General features: G+C 38.0%; 20 protein-coding genes and 1 pseudogene. 5 read left to right on the top strand and 16 right to left on the bottom strand.

Features of this window, described 5'->3' with window-relative positions; genetic code table 11:
* Nucleotides 1–193: 193 nt before the first annotated feature.
* The 6 genes from LC095_RS09175 to LC095_RS09155 form a co-directional block, all read right to left on the bottom strand.
* Entirely contained in the window at nt 194–706 is a 513-nt protein-coding gene (locus LC095_RS09175; RefSeq protein WP_226527907.1) for a YwhD family protein, read from the bottom strand.
* A gap of 27 nt (nt 707–733) precedes the next feature.
* Complete coding sequence (locus LC095_RS09170; protein ID WP_226527906.1) at nt 734–1,408, bottom strand: site-2 protease family protein; 675 nt, start codon at nt 1,406–1,408, stop codon at nt 734–736.
* Between the two features lie 102 nt (nt 1,409–1,510).
* Nucleotides 1,511–2,032 carry a YwgA family protein gene (locus LC095_RS09165; RefSeq protein WP_226527973.1) on the bottom strand — a complete coding sequence of 174 codons (522 nt, stop codon included), beginning with the start codon at nt 2,030–2,032 and terminating at the stop codon, nt 1,511–1,513.
* 41 nt (nt 2,033–2,073) lie between these two features.
* The gene (locus LC095_RS09160; protein ID WP_226527905.1) at nt 2,074–3,372 is read right to left on the bottom strand and encodes an HD domain-containing protein; all 1,299 of its coding nucleotides are present in this window, start codon (nt 3,370–3,372) and stop codon (nt 2,074–2,076) included.
* Entirely contained in the window at nt 3,350–3,472 is a 123-nt protein-coding gene (locus LC095_RS26775) for a hypothetical protein (RefSeq protein ID WP_264195979.1), read from the bottom strand. Before LC095_RS26775 ends, LC095_RS09160 begins: the two co-directional genes overlap by 23 nt.
* Before the next feature lie 481 nt (nt 3,473–3,953).
* Nucleotides 3,954–4,178 (bottom strand): DUF1450 domain-containing protein, encoded by a 225-nt coding sequence (locus tag LC095_RS09155; RefSeq protein ID WP_026563054.1) that lies wholly within the window; start codon nt 4,176–4,178, stop codon nt 3,954–3,956.
* A 287-nt stretch (nt 4,179–4,465) separates the two neighbouring features.
* Here LC095_RS09155 and LC095_RS09150 point away from each other — a divergent pair, with 287 nt between their 5' ends.
* Both LC095_RS09150 and LC095_RS09145 read left to right on the top strand, forming a co-directional pair.
* A complete protein-coding gene (locus LC095_RS09150; protein ID WP_226527904.1) occupies nt 4,466–5,260 on the top strand; it encodes an RsfA family transcriptional regulator in 795 nt (264 codons plus the stop codon).
* 110 nt (nt 5,261–5,370) lie between these two features.
* On the top strand, nt 5,371–6,192 hold the full coding sequence (locus LC095_RS09145) for an EcsC family protein (protein ID WP_226527903.1): 822 nt from the start codon (nt 5,371–5,373) through the stop codon (nt 6,190–6,192).
* Nucleotides 6,193–6,299: 107 nt separating this feature from the next.
* Here LC095_RS09145 and LC095_RS09140 read toward each other — a convergent pair whose 3' ends face one another.
* From LC095_RS09140 to pta, 3 genes are all read right to left on the bottom strand, one after another.
* On the bottom strand, nt 6,300–7,142 hold the full coding sequence (locus LC095_RS09140) for a biotin/lipoate A/B protein ligase family protein (RefSeq protein ID WP_226527902.1): 843 nt from the start codon (nt 7,140–7,142) through the stop codon (nt 6,300–6,302).
* Nucleotides 7,143–7,221: 79 nt separating this feature from the next.
* Nucleotides 7,222–8,631, bottom strand: coding sequence for an NAD-dependent succinate-semialdehyde dehydrogenase (locus LC095_RS09135; RefSeq protein WP_226527972.1), 1,410 nt, complete (start codon nt 8,629–8,631; stop codon nt 7,222–7,224).
* 370 nt (nt 8,632–9,001) lie between these two features.
* The gene (gene pta / locus LC095_RS09130; protein ID WP_226527901.1) at nt 9,002–9,970 is read right to left on the bottom strand and encodes a phosphate acetyltransferase; all 969 of its coding nucleotides are present in this window, start codon (nt 9,968–9,970) and stop codon (nt 9,002–9,004) included.
* Between the two features lie 295 nt (nt 9,971–10,265).
* Here pta and hemQ point away from each other — a divergent pair, with 295 nt between their 5' ends.
* Complete coding sequence (gene hemQ, locus LC095_RS09125; RefSeq protein ID WP_226527900.1) at nt 10,266–11,018, top strand: hydrogen peroxide-dependent heme synthase; 753 nt, start codon at nt 10,266–10,268, stop codon at nt 11,016–11,018.
* Nucleotides 11,019–11,177: 159 nt separating this feature from the next.
* Here hemQ and LC095_RS09120 read toward each other — a convergent pair whose 3' ends face one another.
* Nucleotides 11,178–11,741: a GNAT family N-acetyltransferase gene (locus tag LC095_RS09120; protein ID WP_226527899.1), complete on the bottom strand. Its 564-nt coding sequence runs from the start codon at nt 11,739–11,741 to the stop codon at nt 11,178–11,180.
* A 181-nt stretch (nt 11,742–11,922) separates the two neighbouring features.
* Between LC095_RS09120 and gerQ the strand changes: the two genes are divergently transcribed.
* Complete coding sequence (gerQ, locus tag LC095_RS09115) at nt 11,923–12,381, top strand: spore coat protein GerQ (RefSeq protein ID WP_084043141.1); 459 nt, start codon at nt 11,923–11,925, stop codon at nt 12,379–12,381.
* A 54-nt stretch (nt 12,382–12,435) separates the two neighbouring features.
* Here the strand turns inward: gerQ and LC095_RS09110 are convergent, their stop codons facing one another.
* The 6 genes and pseudogenes from LC095_RS09110 to LC095_RS09085 all read right to left on the bottom strand — a co-directional run bounded on the left by LC095_RS09110 (nt 12,436) and on the right by LC095_RS09085 (nt 15,416).
* Nucleotides 12,436–12,807, bottom strand: a complete 372-nt coding sequence (locus tag LC095_RS09110; RefSeq protein WP_026563046.1) for a DUF423 domain-containing protein — start codon at nt 12,805–12,807, stop codon at nt 12,436–12,438.
* 204 nt (nt 12,808–13,011) lie between these two features.
* The gene (locus LC095_RS09105; RefSeq protein WP_226527898.1) at nt 13,012–13,311 is read right to left on the bottom strand and encodes a hypothetical protein; all 300 of its coding nucleotides are present in this window, start codon (nt 13,309–13,311) and stop codon (nt 13,012–13,014) included.
* Nucleotides 13,312–13,410: 99 nt separating this feature from the next.
* The gene (locus LC095_RS09100; RefSeq protein ID WP_226527897.1) at nt 13,411–13,710 is read right to left on the bottom strand and encodes a YwdI family protein; all 300 of its coding nucleotides are present in this window, start codon (nt 13,708–13,710) and stop codon (nt 13,411–13,413) included.
* A gap of 13 nt (nt 13,711–13,723) precedes the next feature.
* Complete coding sequence (locus LC095_RS09095) at nt 13,724–13,903, bottom strand: hypothetical protein (protein WP_026563043.1); 180 nt, start codon at nt 13,901–13,903, stop codon at nt 13,724–13,726.
* Nucleotides 13,904–13,916: 13 nt separating this feature from the next.
* Nucleotides 13,917–14,588, bottom strand: coding sequence for a uracil-DNA glycosylase (locus LC095_RS09090; protein ID WP_226527895.1), 672 nt, complete (start codon nt 14,586–14,588; stop codon nt 13,917–13,919).
* Nucleotides 14,589–14,605: 17 nt separating this feature from the next.
* Nucleotides 14,606–15,416 (bottom strand): annotated as a pseudogene (locus LC095_RS09085) (glycosyltransferase family 2 protein).
* A gap of 149 nt (nt 15,417–15,565) precedes the next feature.
* Here LC095_RS09085 and LC095_RS09080 point away from each other — a divergent pair.
* Nucleotides 15,566–15,889, top strand: a complete 324-nt coding sequence (locus tag LC095_RS09080; protein ID WP_226527893.1) for a general stress protein — start codon at nt 15,566–15,568, stop codon at nt 15,887–15,889.
* The last annotated feature ends 136 nt before the right edge of the window (nt 15,890–16,025 follow it).

Here is a 16,025-nt window from a genome sequence, read left to right as displayed (position 1 = left end):
ATCGAAGATAAAATCTCAGAATCGAAAATAAATTCTCAGCATTAAATCAAAAACCCCCGGGCAACTAATATGCCCGGGGGTTTTTGTGTCCTAGTTTTATAAACTGTATATTCAGTCTACTAATTTTCATGAAAAATCACAAGATTTTACCAATTTGTTCACGAAAACGTCACACTTTCGACAAATTTATATCCTAGACTTTTAAATCGTCTTTTAATTTTTGCTCAGAATGTTCCCACATTTTTTTATCGTGATGTTTTAAGAAGTTGGTTAAAATCTCTTTTGAACGATCGTCCATATGATCAACGATAATATGACGTTTCATTGATTTATCCATACGGTTTACATGCTCAGGCAGTGATTTGTAGCCCCTTCTTATTGAGCGGTCTACTGTAAGTTCGCATGCGGCTACTCCTGCATAGTAAGGACCATCTTCTTTACGGTCAATTGTGACCCAAACTAACCAATACGGCTTTCCGTTTGGAACCTCTTCTTTTGTTTTCAAAAATTTAATCCCTTTTTCCACGACACTTCTCGCATGCATGGCACCGATATCAACGAAGGCCTCTCCTTCTTCGATATCAATGAAAACCGGGGACACATTATCCAAACTAAGGGCACCTACACCAAACCCGCCGTGACCATCTGTTGGATCGCTTTTTATAATATTAAAACCAATGCTTTTTTTCTTTTTTTCTTGTTCCATATCATGGACCTCCTCATATGTAAGACATCATAATAATGGGCTAAGCAATAAATGAAAAATATTCATGACAATTGCCCGGCCAATTTCAAAAACTGGTTGAATCGTATAGGCATCCAGTGGTGTGATGACTAAAACTAAGAAAATAATAATTCCATAACTCTCAAACTGAACGAGCTTTGGCCGAATATGTGCCGGGACCAAATCTTCAATAATACGATATCCATCCAGCGGTGGAAATGGAAGTAAGTTAAAAATAAACAAAATTACATTAAGTGACACAAAAATATTAAAAAACTGCTCAAGTCCTGTTACATATTGTGATGGCAGATATGTCACTGCGTTTGTCGCTAATAGTATATACCAAATTGCGGTTCCTAAGAAGGCTAAGAAAAAGTTACTTAGCGGTCCGGCAACAGAAACTAATACTCCGGCTAATCGGGGCCGTTTAAAATGAAATCGGTTTACCGGTACCGGTTTTGCCCAACCAAACCCTGCAATAAAAATTAAGATTGTTCCAATTGGATCCAAATGTGCTAATGGAGAAAGCGTTAATCTTCCTTGTCGTTTTGCAGTTGGATCTCCAAACTTATAAGCTACATAGGCATGTGCAAACTCATGTAATGTAAAAGCAATCATTAGCGTAATGACCACATAAGGAATCATTTCTAACGGAAAGGCTAAAAATTGATTAAATTCATTCATCACTGGCTCCTCTGTTCTAAATGTACTCATTCTTAAGCTTACCATGATTAGGGGGTAATTTCGACTAATGGTTACTGACAAAGATGTAAAAAAACCGCCAGATTAATGATTGGCGGTTTCGTTTTGAGCGACTTGTTTAATTTTTTCAATATAATCATATGCTTCAGCAATTTCTTCTTCTGTGTAACGCTGCTTACTTTTTAACGTAAACACTTTTTCTTTTACTTCTTCTCTGCTAAGTCCTTCAAAATATAAAACGGTTGAAACTAATTCCAAAAATCTGGAGCTTTGCTCATTCAAATCCAGCATGCAGTTCTTTAATGGAGGCATGTCCACATCGTAATGGCCAAGGAATTCATTTCCTGCTTCTGTTAAAGTATAACGATATTGAAAATATCCACCCTTTTTTTCATGAACCTCGTCAATAAACCCTAAGTTACAAAGCTCTTCGATACGCAATGTAAGTTCTTCAGAGTATGGTCCAAAAAAGTGAAAATTGTATTTTTCATAGAAAGGTAAATCAATTTTCTTTGCGATATAAATCATTTTTTGCAATTTTTTCCGGCCAATGATTTCCCCTGCTGATGAGATAGCCTTCATCAGCTTCGCATGTTCTTTCATCAATTCCCCGTCATCTCCTAACTTTTCTTTGGTACCGATAAGCATTATTTCTTTATATTTAATAATTCAAGTATTTTCTTTTTCGCCGTACGCTTTGTTGAGAAATCCTCTATTAAGTCCAATGGAAAATACAATTTGTGATCTGTTCTTCTTTTCCCAGAAATAGCATCGACAATCTCTGATTCCCGTGACAATTCGCGCAAATCACCATTCGACATTAATAGATGGATCGGCAGTCTTTCCTCTTCTTCACCAGGACGATAAAAATCGTATGGAAGATCTGAGGAAGAATCAACAACAAGATAATAATCCGGATCGATTCCCGCTTTTTTAAATAATGATGTTAATTCCATCAATGTCATCATCTGTACATTCGGGTTAAATTCCACATATTTAAAAAGCTGGCGGTTCATAAAGCGGGTACATAAGTCACGCAGGATTGGATCTTCTTCCTCCTGCCATGCCTGAAAATAAAACATAATAACAGATTCGTCCAGCTTTAAATAGTCTTGAAGTGACAGCTCTTCTTCAAATAAAGAATAAAAATGAACAGGATCATGTTTAAAGGAATAAAACTCTTGATGCAGCTGTTTTGCACGGTGAAGAATTTTCGTTAAAATCACTTCGGCACTTCGTGTAACCGGGTGAAAATAAACCTGCCAATACATTTGGTAACGGCTCATAATATAATCCTCAACCGCATGCATGCCACTGCTTTTAATCACGACCTGCTCTTCACGAGGACGCATCACTCTTAAAATCCTTTCCATATCAAAGTGACCATAGCTAACACCAGTATAGTAGGCATCACGCTGCAGATAATCCATTCGATCAGCATCAATCTGACTAGATATTAAACTTACAACCTGTTTATTTTCATAGGTTTTGGCAATAACCTCTGCTACCTTTTTTGGAAAATCCGCTTCTACCGATATTAACACCTTGTTAACCTCTGTATCTCCCAGAATAATGGCTTGGGTGAAATCCTCATGATCAAGGTGGAATACTTTTTCAAACGAATGTGAGAATGGACCATGACCTAAATCATGCAACAACGCGGCACAAAGGCATAAAAGCCTTTCTTCATCATCCCATTCAGGTCTCCCCTTGAACACATCATCCACTATTCGGCGAACAATTTCATACACTCCTAGTGAGTGATTAAATCTGCTGTGCTCAGCCCCATGAAATGTTAAATACGTTGTTCCCAGCTGGCGTATTCTTCTTAATCGTTGGAATTCTTTCGTCCCAATGAGATCCCAAATGATTTTATCACGCACATGTATATATCGGTGAACGGGATCTTTGAAAACCTTTTCTTCAGACAACTTTCCATTTTCCATTGGCTTCCACATCCGTTCTGCTTAGTAACTTTTGGCTGCATTCTGTTTTTTTAAGATAGTTAACCATAAGAACAGGTTCGTTCCATTTCGCTCCAGACACAAGATTCGCCGGGGAGGAAGCTGAGCCTCCTCTGCTTCCCGCAGGAGTCAAGTGTCTTCCGCTCCATTCCACTATTGTTTTTATTAATCTTTGAAAGCAACAAACTTTGCAGAAAACAGCCTAAATTTTGACGACATTCACTAACTTCCACTTAATATTATATCGGCTTCCAATCGACAATAACACCAAAAATCCGCAAAATCATTCGACATGCCGAAATGCGGAAGGCGCTAAGCATTCGGCGACAAGCATAAGGCGACAAGCATAAGGCGAATAGGAATAGAAGGCGCTCTTTGCCTTCAATTCCTATTTGACTTATGACCTCGAGACAGTCAAAGACGCGACGTCCTTTCGCATTGAATGCACTTGCACGTCCTGTGCTTCGCCGATGGCGCCTGGAGCTAGACACCAAAACTAATTACTATAAACCCGTTCTACCTCAAAATAAAACATCACCCATGCATTAAACACAAAGGTGATGTTATTTTGATAATTTCTGAACGATCTTTTCTATTAATTCGTCCTCTGACGGTGCAGCTAATGGACGATTGTTTACAAAACAGAATGATTTCTTTCTTCCCGGGCCACAATAAGATTGGCAGGCAATATCTATCTTAGCTTCTGAATCTACCTTTTTTAACTTAGGCACAAGTGTTTTAATATTTGTTGCTTGGCAATCATCACAAATACGAAATTCATTTGCCATTGATTTCCCAATCCTTTCCTTCCAATAGGCGTGCTACCGTTTTTCACTAAGAGGTATTTTACCGTTATTCTTCCCTCTATGCAAGTAACGCTGGGCAAAGGACAAAAAGTTTTCACTTCCTTCAAAGGATTGATTTTCCATCGATTTTCAGTAGATTTCAAAAAAGCTATGAACATTTAAAAAAAATCTACTATCCTCTTAACAAATTTGTATAAAACATCTTCAACTTGTCCATGCTTACTAACAGTTGGAAGTAAATAATCTATTTATATAGGGAGTTGGAAAAAATGAAACAAAGACAAGACGCATGGTCTGAAGAGAATGATTTATTACTAGCTGAAACGGTTTTACGTCATGTGAGAGAAGGCAGTACTCAATTAAATGCTTTTGAAGAAGTTGGAGACAAATTAAATCGTACGTCTGCTGCTTGTGGGTTCCGCTGGAATGCCGTTGTTCGCCATGATTATGAGAAAGCTTTATCGCTTGCTAAAAAACAACGTAAACAGCGGATGAGAGCTTTAGGAAATGGACAACCAGTGAAAAAGCAGCTTTTATATACCCCTGATACACCTGCTATGGAAATGGAAATTGAGGATTTTGATCAACATGAAGAACAAACCATGTTGGCAAGTTTAGAGAGTCATATGGCTGAAGTTATGCCGGCTGATGAAGATGTTAAAACACCATTCAGCAATCAAGCACCTACAGCAACACCTGCAGCCCCACCAAAAGAAATGATGCAAAACAAGCAGCCTGTAAGCATAAATAACAGATTAACAATGGATCATGTTATTGCATTCTTGCAGTCTTATAAAACAAACAATCTACAATCAGAAGCATTAGTAAGTGAAAATAAACGATTAAAGAAAGAAAACCAAGATTTATCTATACAAAATGATGAGCTGATGAAAAAGGTTGAAAAACTAGAACAAGACACAGTAACCGTTCAAGAAGACTATGAAACACTGATGAAAATTATGAACCGTGCTCGTAAGCTTGTCCTATTTGATGAAGAAGACCGCACAGCACCAACAACATTTAAAATGGACCGTAATGGAAATCTGGAAAAGATGGCAGAGTAATAACTAGACGGTGTGCCTATGCATGGCACACTTTTTCTTTTTTTTGAAACTATTAAAGGACCTCCTACGTATTAACCTTAACATTACATTTCAAAAAGGTTGGTTTGATCATGGAAAATAAAGACTGGCTATTAACTGAGCTACAAACAATTGAAAAATGGGAGCAGGATCAGAAAGGAATATTTTTTTGGGAGAAAATTGGCAGACTTCCATTTAAGCTATTAGATAAAATCACACCGGCATTTATCCAAAAGAAAATAGGTGTTCTTTTAGATGAACTGGGACAATTCGTACAAACTGGTGGTCAATATTTAACACAAGAAAAATTAATCTTAAAAAGGCTTCAAAAACAATCGAATCAACACCAGGAGCTGACTATACAAGATATCGGCTCCCTCCCTCTGTCTACGATGGATGAGGTTAGTGATCAATTAAAAACAAATCGAGGAAACCTAGCAACAATTCAGGGGGCAACAACAGGTGTTGGAGGTATTTTCACCCTTGCCATTGATATCCCTGTCTTATTGGGCCTGTCGCTGAAAACATTGCAGGAAATCGCCATAACATATGGCTACGATCCTAAAGATCGAGACGAACGTATTTTCATTGTAAAATGCCTGCAGTTTTCTTCTGCTGATATTGTCGGAAAACAGGCCATTTTAAACGAATTATCATCTTTTTATAAAAGAAAAGAAGTAACAAATAACGAAATGATTTCCCAGCTTCAAGGTTGGCGTGAAGTTGTCTATACGTACCGTGATCAATTCGGCTGGAAAAAGCTGTTGCAAATGGTTCCTATTGCAGGGATTTTATTTGGAGCGATCACTAACCGCTCCATGATCAATGATTTATCAGAAGTTGGCATTATGTTATATCGAAAAAGAAGAATTCTGGAAAAACTTAACGAAAACGAAAAGGAGCTAGCAGAATAATAACGGTTAGCTCTTTTTTCACCTTAAGAAAGTTTAACTATATTAAAGGATTAAAGGATAAGAAAAGACATCAACTTTCGCCATTCTTGGCGGTAAGTCGTGTTTTTCTAAGAAAATACCTTTTCATTTCGATTAATCATCCGAACCAAATTTTGTTGAAATAAAAGCTGTTCTTCAACAGTTAAAGATGACGAAATTAGGTCCTGGCTGTGTTCTTTTAATGTGAAGAGCAGCTGATATAAAAGTTTTTCAACAGTAAGGTCGACTCCCAATAAATCACTGAGAGATGACATTGTCTCAGGCTTTATTGTTGGAAAAACAAATTTCGTTTGTTCCTTTTTAAGAGAGAGCTCATAAAATTGACGAATAAGTTCTGCACGGTCTTCTCCACTGCCTGCTACACAAAGATAGATTTGAACCGCAACTCCGCCGCGAAGTCTTCTTTGTGAAATACCTGCAAACTTCTTTCCATTTATACTTAAATCATAGCTGCCCGGGCAATATGAGCCGACGATTTCTCTTGCTTCAATGTTTGCATCATACTCTTTGAGCATATGCTTGATTAAATCGAGCATCGCGTCATATCCACGGTCTATATCAATTCCCTTTTCAGATTCAGGGAAGATGAGGGAAATGTTTAAAACATCCTTATCCAACACAACCGCCAGCCCGCCGGAATTTCGTACAATCACTTGATAGCCCTGATCGTGAAGAAATTGAAGTCCATCCTCTAAGAATGGTAGTTTTGTATCCTGTATTCCTAACACGATCGTTTGATGGTGCACCCATGTTCGGGCTGTTGCTGGCGATTCATTTTTCCCGACACTCGCACAGAGTGTATCATCTATAGCAAACGAATGCTTAGCGTCAAACTGCGGTCCTAAGCTTGATTGATCAATGACTCTCCATTTTGGTTGGTTGATTAATGAGGACGGCTGTAATAGGTTCATGCTGTTTACTCCTTAACTTTTACTATCCCTTATTATATCACTATCAGCTTTACAGCATAAACCTATTAAACAGAAACCCCTAAAGCCCCAATGAGATATATTTCACTTCCAAATATTCTTCAATTCCATAATGTCCGCCTTCACGACCAAGTCCACTTTCCTTAAAACCGCCAAATGGTGCTTGCGCAACAGAAGGTAATCCATCATTAAGTCCAACAATTCCATATTCAAGGTCCTCTACAATTCTAATACCTTTGGAAATATTTTGTGTAAATACATATGCTGCTAAGCCATATGGAGATTGATTTGCCCGTTTGACCACTTCTTCGATTGTTTCAAACGTTGTGACTGGTGCAACAGGGCCAAATGTTTCCTCTGTCATACAAAGCATATCATCACTGGCGTTACCAACTATAACAGGTGTCATAAAATAACCATTCTCACTATCTACTGATTTTCCTAAATAGGTAATATCTCCACCTTTATTTGATGCGTCTTCTAAGTGGTTCTTTACTTTCTTTAGCGCATTACGGTCTATTAATGGTCCAATTGTCGTTTGATCTTGGAGCCCATTGCCAACATGGAGATTTTGAAAAGCATCTTTCAGCTTGTTCATGAAAGGCTCATAGATTGTTTGGTGAACATACACTCTATTCGTACACACACATGTCTGGCCGGCATTTCGGAATTTGGAGCTTATTACTCCTTCAACTGCCTGATCGAGATCAGCGTCCTCTAATACAATCAGTGGAGCATGTCCCCCCAGTTCTAAGGAGATTTTCTTAACCGTATCAGCTGCTCCTCTCATTAACATCTTGCCAACCTCTGTTGAACCTGTAAAGGAGACTTTGCGCACACGATCATCCTTTAACCAGACCTCTCCAATTTCCTTGGCATCTCCAACAACTAAGTTAAGCACACCTTTTGGAATTCCTGCTTCATGTGCCAATTCAATAAGCCTGACGGCTGTTAATGGCGTTTGTTCTGCCGGTTTAATAACAGCTGTACAGCCGGCGGCTAATGCAGGTGCTACTTTTCGGGTAATCATGGCAGCTGGGAAATTCCACGGTGTAATGGCTGCCATGACGCCTACCGGCTGCTTACTCACAAAAAGTCTTTTATTCGGATGGGAGCTCGGTATGGTCTCACCGTAAATCCGTTTGCCTTCTTCTGCATACCATTCAATAAAACTATTAGCATATTGAACTTCTCCAAGGGCTTCCTTCAAAGGCTTTCCTTGTTCACTCGTCATGATTTTTGCGATTTCCTCTTTGTGTTGATCAATTAATTGATACCATTTCTTTAGGTAGCCGGCACGCTCTCCAGCGACAAGCTTTGACCAGCTTGAAAAAGCGTCATATGCAGCTTCGACTGCCATGGCTGCTTCTTTCTTTCCGCCATAGGCACTTTTTGCGATAATTTTGTTTGTTGCAGGGTTTTCTACATCAATTGTTGTGTCTGTTTGATGCCAGTTGCCGTTAATGTACATTGGTTTGGTTTCCATGTTTTCACCTCATGTCTTTGTATGTAGCTCTTGTATATTACTATTCGCTATATTGTTTTAAGCTTCCTCTTACTAATTATTTAAATACCTCATGGACTTGGTTGGCAAACAAACTTTGTAGTTAAACATGAAAATTAGTTTGTTCCATTGCGCTCCAAACACTCGACTCCTGTGGGATAGGTGAGACCCCGCAGACGGAACACGCAAAGCGTTGAGGAGGCTCACCGCACACCCCACGGAAAGCGAGCATCCTGGAGCTCAAATCAACCATCTCAACACTTATTACGGAGCAACAAATATCCATAAAAAAAGAACCGACAAAATAATGTCAGTTCCTTTTCTGCTATTTATGAAATTATGCCTGTGCAGCCGTAATCAAAGCTAATTTATAAACATCCTCTGCATTACATCCGCGGGATAGGTCGTTTACTGGTTTATTTAAACCTTGCAGAATTGGTCCTACTGCTTCAAAATTGCCTAAGCGTTGGGCGATTTTGTAGCCAATGTTTCCAGCTTCAAGGCTTGGGAATACAAATACGTTTGCGTCACCTTTAATAACTGAATCCGGAGCTTTTTTCTCAGCTACAGATGGTACAAATGCTGCGTCAAATTGGAATTCACCATCTAGAACAACACTTGAGTCTAGTTCTTTTGCAATTTCAACTGCGTTTGCCACCTTTTCTGTTTCAGGAGATTTAGCAGAGCCTTTTGTTGAGAAGCTTAACATCGCAACACGTGGATCGATGTTAAACATTTTTGCTGTTTGTGCACTTGCGATTGCAATTTCTGCAAGATCCTGGCTATCTGGTGCAATGTTGATTGCACAGTCAGCGAATACATATTTTTCGTCACCACGGACCATGATGAATACACCTGACGTCTTTTTAATGCCTGGTTTTGTTTTAATGATTTGAAGAGCCGGACGAACCGTATCAGCCGTTGAGTGTGCTGCACCACTTACAAGACCATGAGCTTTTCCAAGGTGAACAAGCATTGTTCCGAAGTAGTTTTCGTCTAATAAAATTTTGCGTGCATCTTCTTCTGTTGCTTTACCTTTACGTCTTTCAACAAACGCTGCAACAAGCTCGTCCATTTCCGGGTAGTTTTGCGGATCGTAAATGTCTACACCGTCTAATGTTAAGTTAAGTTCTGATGCTTTATTCGTAATTTCCTGCTGATTACCAATTAAGATCGGTTGAAGGATGCCTTCACCTGATAAACGGTTTACTGCCGCTAGAATACGCTCATCTAATCCTTCTGGAAAAACGATTTTAATTTGTTGGCCGCTCACTTTTTCTTTTAACGTTGCAAATAAATCTGACACAAAAAAACCTCCTTGATATGTATAAAGAATGCTTCCTTATCTAGCATACTCCACTTATTTCTCTTTTCAAACTGTTCTATTATGCTATAACGCTTACATCATAAATTTCTTTCATTTCAAAAAAATCTAACTTTTCTCAACTTCATTTTTGATCCTTTTTAAGTTTCTCACAGATTGGCTTTTTTACTCCTAACGTCATACATGAAGTTCAAGTTTTATTCACAAGGGTTCATGGACAAACTATGATATAGTTAAACTGTGTACATAATCATTAACTTTTTAGGAGTGAATATATATGAGTGAAGCAGCACAAACATTAGATGGTTGGTATTGTCTGCATGATTTCCGTTCGATTGACTGGTCTTCATGGAAACTTTTATCAAATGATGAGAGACAAGCAGCAATTAACGAATTTTTTGGCTTACTTGAAAAATGGACTGTCACAGAAAATGCTGAGCAAGGTAGTCATGCGCTGTACTCTATTGTTGGTCAAAAAGCAGATTTCATGATGATGATCCTGCGCCCTACAATGGAGGAGCTTAATGAGATTGAGCTTGAATTCAACAAAACAAAGCTTGCTGAATTTACGCTCCCGACATATTCCTATGTTTCAGTTGTTGAGCTTAGCAACTATCTTGCTGGTGAAAGCAATGAAGATCCTTATCAAAACCCGCATGTTCGCTCAAGACTTTATCCAAAACTTCCACAGTCTAAATATTCTTGCTTCTATCCAATGGATAAGCGTCGTCAAGGAAATGATAACTGGTACATGCTTACGATGGAAGAACGCCGTAACATGATGAGAAGTCACGGTCTAATCGGTCGTTCTTATGCAGGAAAAGTAAAGCAGATTATTACCGGTTCGGTTGGCTTTGATGATTATGAGTGGGGAGTAACACTATTCTCTGATGATGTTCTTCAATTTAAAAAGCTTGTTTATGAAATGAGATTTGATGAAGTGAGTGCACGATATGGAGAGTTTGGTTCCTTCTTTGTCGGAAACCTGCTGGATTCTGGAAAGCTTCAAAACTTTTTTGAAATAAACTAAAACCTATTATATAAACAGACTCAGAATGTGTAGACTATTCAGAGTCTGTTTTTTCTTCGTTTAGGAAAATTATAAAACTCTCGTACTGTAGATAAGCGCACGGCATCCAGCTCCAGCGCCTATCGTCTATCAAACTTCAGATCATCTCCCTACGATAAGTCAACATCGGTTCGCTTCGCTTACCGTGTTTCCTAAATCTTTAGTCGATGCTCCTCCAGTTTGTACGTCGATGATCAAGGCGCTTGCGCTTTTGTTCTTTATCACCTTTTCAAAACAGTCTACTTTTTTCCCTTCTTTATAAGGTTTTGTTTCATACCTTTTATAGCCTAGTGACTCCCAAAAGGTTCTTGCCGAGAAATTCTCTGTTAATACCGCTAAACGTACGATTTGCATCCCCGCTTTTCTTGCTTCAGCTTCAAATAAAGAGTAGGCCTTTTTTCCATATCCTATCTCTTGATAATCATGATGAATCATAAGTAATCCAAGCCAAGGATATTGGTCGTTGGGATTTTTAACTAAATAATCCAGAACCCCTACATACTCATTGTTTCCCTTTATAAAAAAGCTTTCTGTCGTTTCATTTAAAAACTCTTCTTCCATCTCCTTCAAAGTGCGCTCTTCCCGTCCGTTTTCAAGCACATTATATCTTTTGTTCGAATTCACAATGTCTCTTGCTATGTGAAGGGTTTCTTTTGAGATTTTTTCTAAAGAAAAATTAGACATTTCTCTTCCTTCTTCCATTTATTTTTTTATGGATAAGTCATAAGTTGTTTTTCTTTTACATACGTATGAATGAGCAAAGATTGAGTAATGAAATGTCTTTTCTTACAGCACCATCTTGCTTCATTTCTTTTCCAAACAGTCCTTATGTTTATTAATATTTTTAGGAGGGGTCATTTTGGCAATGAACCAAAACCAGCAGTATGGATACCCAATGCAAGGCATGCAACAAGGAGCAGGTTACCAACAACCTTATCCTACATATGCCTATCCTAGTCCATATGGTCAATATGGTCAAAACGGAGTTCAACCACCTCAAATGCTACCACAACAACAGCAGCAAGGGGTAGCTCAAAACATTCCCGGTATGCTGCCATTAGAACAGTCTTATGTTGAAAATATTTTGCGGTTAAACCGTGGGAAAGTTGCAACTGTTTATATGACATTTGAAGGAAATCGTGAATGGAATGCGAAAATTTTTAAAGGTGTAGTTGAAGCTGCAGGAAGAGATCATCTCATTTTAAGTGATCCTCAAACAGGTAAGCGTTTCTTACTACTAATGGTGTACTTGGATTATGTAACATTTGATGAGGAGCTGAATTATGATCCGCAATTCACACTTGCAACGGCTTCTCCAAGGTAATGGTAGCTTAAAAGCCGATCATTAGGATCGGCTTTTAGATTTATGTATTGCTGCTTATAAATATCGAATTGCTGCATATCCCACCAATAGCCATCCGCCTAAAAACGCTAAGCCGCCAAGTGGAGTAATGGCACCTAAAATACTAATTTGTGTCACGCTTAACACATACAGACTTCCAGAGAACAAAATAATCCCTGCTAAAAATAACCACCCTGCGGTTGTAAACGCCCCAATGTTTGTAAACTTATCTACTAAAAAGGCAACAACAAACAGGGCTCCGGCATGAAACATTTGATATTGCACACCTGTTTGCCATGTTTTTAGATATTTTTCAGGAATTTTCCCTTCTAATCCATGAGCACCGAAGGCTCCTAATGCTACTGCCAAAAATCCATTAATGACACCTAGAATAAGAAAAAGCTTCATCAAAAACACACCTCCCCCTTTCATCTTACCCTACTATCTTATAAATTCAACTTGAAATCTTGACTAAATGATGGCTTTTATTATTCTGTAAAGATACGTTTTTGCTTTGTAATAAGTGTTGGATTCGTTTCTTTTGAAAGAACTTATTAAAGGCAACAAGTTTTAAAAAAGCGATCAATAATAAAAAAAGGGCCAAATTGGCCCTTAACGATTTTGCAGATACACTTTTAGCACGTCTGCAACTTTGTGCTCGTTTTCGATTGCTTTAATATGATAGTGATCTCCATCTACTACCGATTGGAAATTTGAAATTCCTTCGTTTTTAAGGAAATCATCGATATCGTGAACAGATTCTTGTGCTGTTAATAAGTACTTTTGACCAACATAATCTTGGTTTACATATACATCATATCTGTCATGTGAGAGCTTTGTTGAGGAGAAATCATCAAACGCTCCCATCGTAAATCTGCCTCTTCCAACATTTAAAAATTCATCATATGCCATTTCACTAACCTCCATTAAGATAATTTTACTTATCATTGTGTCCTGATTAGTTTTAGAATATGATGGATTTCTTTGGAGAGGATGACCAGCTATTTTCAATTAAAAATCAAATAATGAGTCACCATTTGCATCATCTTCTTTTCTAGCCTCAGAGCTTGATGGATTTTTAACAACCGTTGCCATATTTCCCATCATTTTTTGAAGCTCAGCTTGACTTATTGAGCTCGAAGAAGGAGATGTGGTCGCTTGTACTTGTGGTGATTTTTCATCTAAAATCAATTCACATAAAGATTGAATGACAACAATTCGCTCTCTTCTTTCCTTTTCTGATTGACTGTTTTTAGCTTTTGTTAATTCTGCTTCCATTTTAGAAAGAAGCTTTGATATTGGTATATCCACTCTGATCCCTCCACTATGCCTTCATGGACTTTTGTTCATACTTTAAGCAGGCCATTCCAGATGATTTCTTTACCATGATTGCCGGTCTACCTGCAGATTTAAACCCATATGCCCTGCAGCCATTTGGAAATCTCGTATCCCATGTTACATAGAAATGCTTACACTTCACACAATTTATTGGTGTTTCTTTCATCATCCATACTCCCTCATCTTAAGGTCCAATCAATTTCACCTAATCCGTGTTGTATTAAAAACTCATTTGCCTTTGAAAATGGTTTACTGCCAAAGAATCCTTTTCTTGCTGAAAATGGACTTGGATGAGCCGACTCGATAATGAAATGGTTTGGTGAGGTTATCAATTGTTTTTTTGCTTGAGCATGTTTACCCCATAAAATAAAGACAACCGGCTTCTCACGGTTATTTAATACATGTATGATTTCATCGGTGAAGATTTCCCACCCTTTTCCTTTATGGGAATTAGGCTGACCTTTCCTAACGGTTAGCACCGTGTTCAAAAGCAAAACACCCTGCTTTGACCATTTGACTAATGACCCATTTTCGCTTTTTTCACACTTTATATCTTCACAAAGCTCCGTGAAAATGTTTCGCAGGGAAGGAGGAAGTTTTTCGCCTGGTTGAACAGAAAAACTTAATCCTTGTGCCTGCCCTTCTCCATGATATGGATCTTGTCCGATGATGACCACCTTCACATCCTCATAGGGAGTCTCATTTAAAGCGCGAAAAATATTCTCACGCTTTGGAAATATAGTTTGTTGCTTATATTCGTCATCTAAAAAATCTATTAGTTTTTTAAAATAGTCCATTTCAAATTGCTTACTTAGTAACTTACTCCAACTTTGTTCCATGTTCTCATTCATCTTTAGGTACCTCTCATCTATCTGCTATAACGGGAATGAATTGGTTGTCCACCCCATACAATTGTCGTGTTTGCTTCACGTTCTTTCATTTCGGGCTCTTCAAGCAAAACAAAGAAATTTTTCTGTGGTAATGATCCTAAGTGATGTTTTTCACATAACTTATCCAGATAGGCTTTACGCTTTTCATTTAAGCTTGCAGACTGATTTGTTCCACTCTCTGCAAATGCATATATGACACTGGCAACAGGAACTCTTTTCACCTGACAAGCCTGTGCCGCTCTTAACATGAAATCCCAATCCCAATAGTTATGTACATTCGGATCAAACATTCCGATTTTATCATGTAATTCCTTTTTCCTTTTTATACACACTGCCTGAGGGGACATAGGTGGAGAACTTCTTCATTCCCTGCTCATCATAGTGATAGGCAAACGTTCTTCTTTTTACAGGAATACGGGTTTTCCCGTGCTTCTCAAAATTAACAATTTCCGCATCAAAATAAACAAAGTCTGCTTCACGTAAGGCATCTTTTGCATATTCCAAATGCTTTGATGAAAGGAGGTCATCATCATCACAAAGCATGATATAATCTCCAGTTACATGACCAACCCCCATGTTTCTGGCACGTACATGCTTCATATTTTCATGTAATTCAATTGTTTTTATTGGCAGCTCTTTATAAAGATTAACGACTGGCTCAATGCTCTCTCCACAATCATTGACAATAATGATTTCATAAGGTGCTTCGGTTTGGATGGAAATGGATTCAAGAAGCTCGGCTAATTCGTCCAGTCGATTATGCGTCACAATCACAATGGATATTTTCATTATCATCACCTGTTCTTTTATATTCTTTTATTTTAACAAAGACCTTACTGACTTTTATAGTTAAAACGTCTTTTAGCCTATAACTTATTTTCCCATTATGTTTCATTTACTTTTAAAAGGGGTACAAGTTTATTAATCATGCAAAGGAGATGATGAACTTGAAAACATATGTTGTAGAAAATGGTGTACAAGCAACTCAAATCATTCAGGAGCTTGAGGGTCAGGGATATGATAAAGATCACATCTATTTATTTGCACATGATACTACCCGTTCCAAGCATTTAACAGAACAGACAGACACTCGTCAAATTGGTTTAAAAGAAGAAGGTGTTTTTGATAAAGTGGCCAATGTCTTTCGATCTCGAGGAGACATGCTTAGAGATAGGATGACATCATTAGGGGTTTCACAAGACAAAGCAAATGAATTAGAGGAAGAGCTTGATGAGGGCAGAGTTGTTATTGTAGCTCAATAATAATGATAGGGACAGTTCACAGCTGTCCCTTTTAGTTTTTCTTATACTATCATCAATAAAATCTTATACTTTCTAATAATCCAAAAAAATACCCCCTTACAAGTAAGGAGGCAACATACATATATAAAAATTAGGG

Source organism: Metabacillus niabensis (assembly GCF_020524345.1).
GTDB lineage: Bacteria > Bacillota > Bacilli > Bacillales > Bacillaceae > Metabacillus > Metabacillus niabensis_B.
Note: the sequence above shows the minus strand (reverse complement) of the source record. Positions and strands in the feature narration are given on the sequence as shown.

Bases quoted from the DNA above. Each gene is read 5' to 3' on its own strand.
- LC095_RS09175 (WP_226527907.1), bottom strand. From the start codon at position 706: ATGGAACAAGAAAAAAAGAAAAAAAGCATTGGTTTTAATATTATAAAA.
- LC095_RS09170 (WP_226527906.1), bottom strand. From the start codon at position 1,408: ATGAATGAATTTAATCAATTTTTAGCCTTTCCGTTAGAAATGATTCCT.
- LC095_RS09160 (WP_226527905.1), bottom strand. From the start codon at position 3,372: ATGGAAAATGGAAAGTTGTCTGAAGAAAAGGTTTTCAAAGATCCCGTT.
- LC095_RS09155 (WP_026563054.1), bottom strand. From the start codon at position 4,178: ATGGCAAATGAATTTCGTATTTGTGATGATTGCCAAGCAACAAATATT.
- LC095_RS09150 (WP_226527904.1), top strand. From the start codon at position 4,466: ATGAAACAAAGACAAGACGCATGGTCTGAAGAGAATGATTTATTACTA.
- LC095_RS09145 (WP_226527903.1), top strand. From the start codon at position 5,371: ATGGAAAATAAAGACTGGCTATTAACTGAGCTACAAACAATTGAAAAA.
- LC095_RS09140 (WP_226527902.1), bottom strand. From the start codon at position 7,142: ATGAACCTATTACAGCCGTCCTCATTAATCAACCAACCAAAATGGAGA.
- LC095_RS09135 (WP_226527972.1), bottom strand. From the start codon at position 8,631: ATGTACATTAACGGCAACTGGCATCAAACAGACACAACAATTGATGTA.
- hemQ (WP_226527900.1), top strand. From the start codon at position 10,266: ATGAGTGAAGCAGCACAAACATTAGATGGTTGGTATTGTCTGCATGAT.
- LC095_RS09120 (WP_226527899.1), bottom strand. From the start codon at position 11,741: ATGTCTAATTTTTCTTTAGAAAAAATCTCAAAAGAAACCCTTCACATA.
- gerQ (WP_084043141.1), top strand. From the start codon at position 11,923: ATGAACCAAAACCAGCAGTATGGATACCCAATGCAAGGCATGCAACAA.
- LC095_RS09110 (WP_026563046.1), bottom strand. From the start codon at position 12,807: ATGAAGCTTTTTCTTATTCTAGGTGTCATTAATGGATTTTTGGCAGTA.
- LC095_RS09105 (WP_226527898.1), bottom strand. From the start codon at position 13,311: ATGGCATATGATGAATTTTTAAATGTTGGAAGAGGCAGATTTACGATG.
- LC095_RS09095 (WP_026563043.1), bottom strand. From the start codon at position 13,903: ATGAAAGAAACACCAATAAATTGTGTGAAGTGTAAGCATTTCTATGTA.
- LC095_RS09090 (WP_226527895.1), bottom strand. From the start codon at position 14,588: ATGAATGAGAACATGGAACAAAGTTGGAGTAAGTTACTAAGTAAGCAA.
- LC095_RS09080 (WP_226527893.1), top strand. From the start codon at position 15,566: ATGATGAACTTGAAAACATATGTTGTAGAAAATGGTGTACAAGCAACT.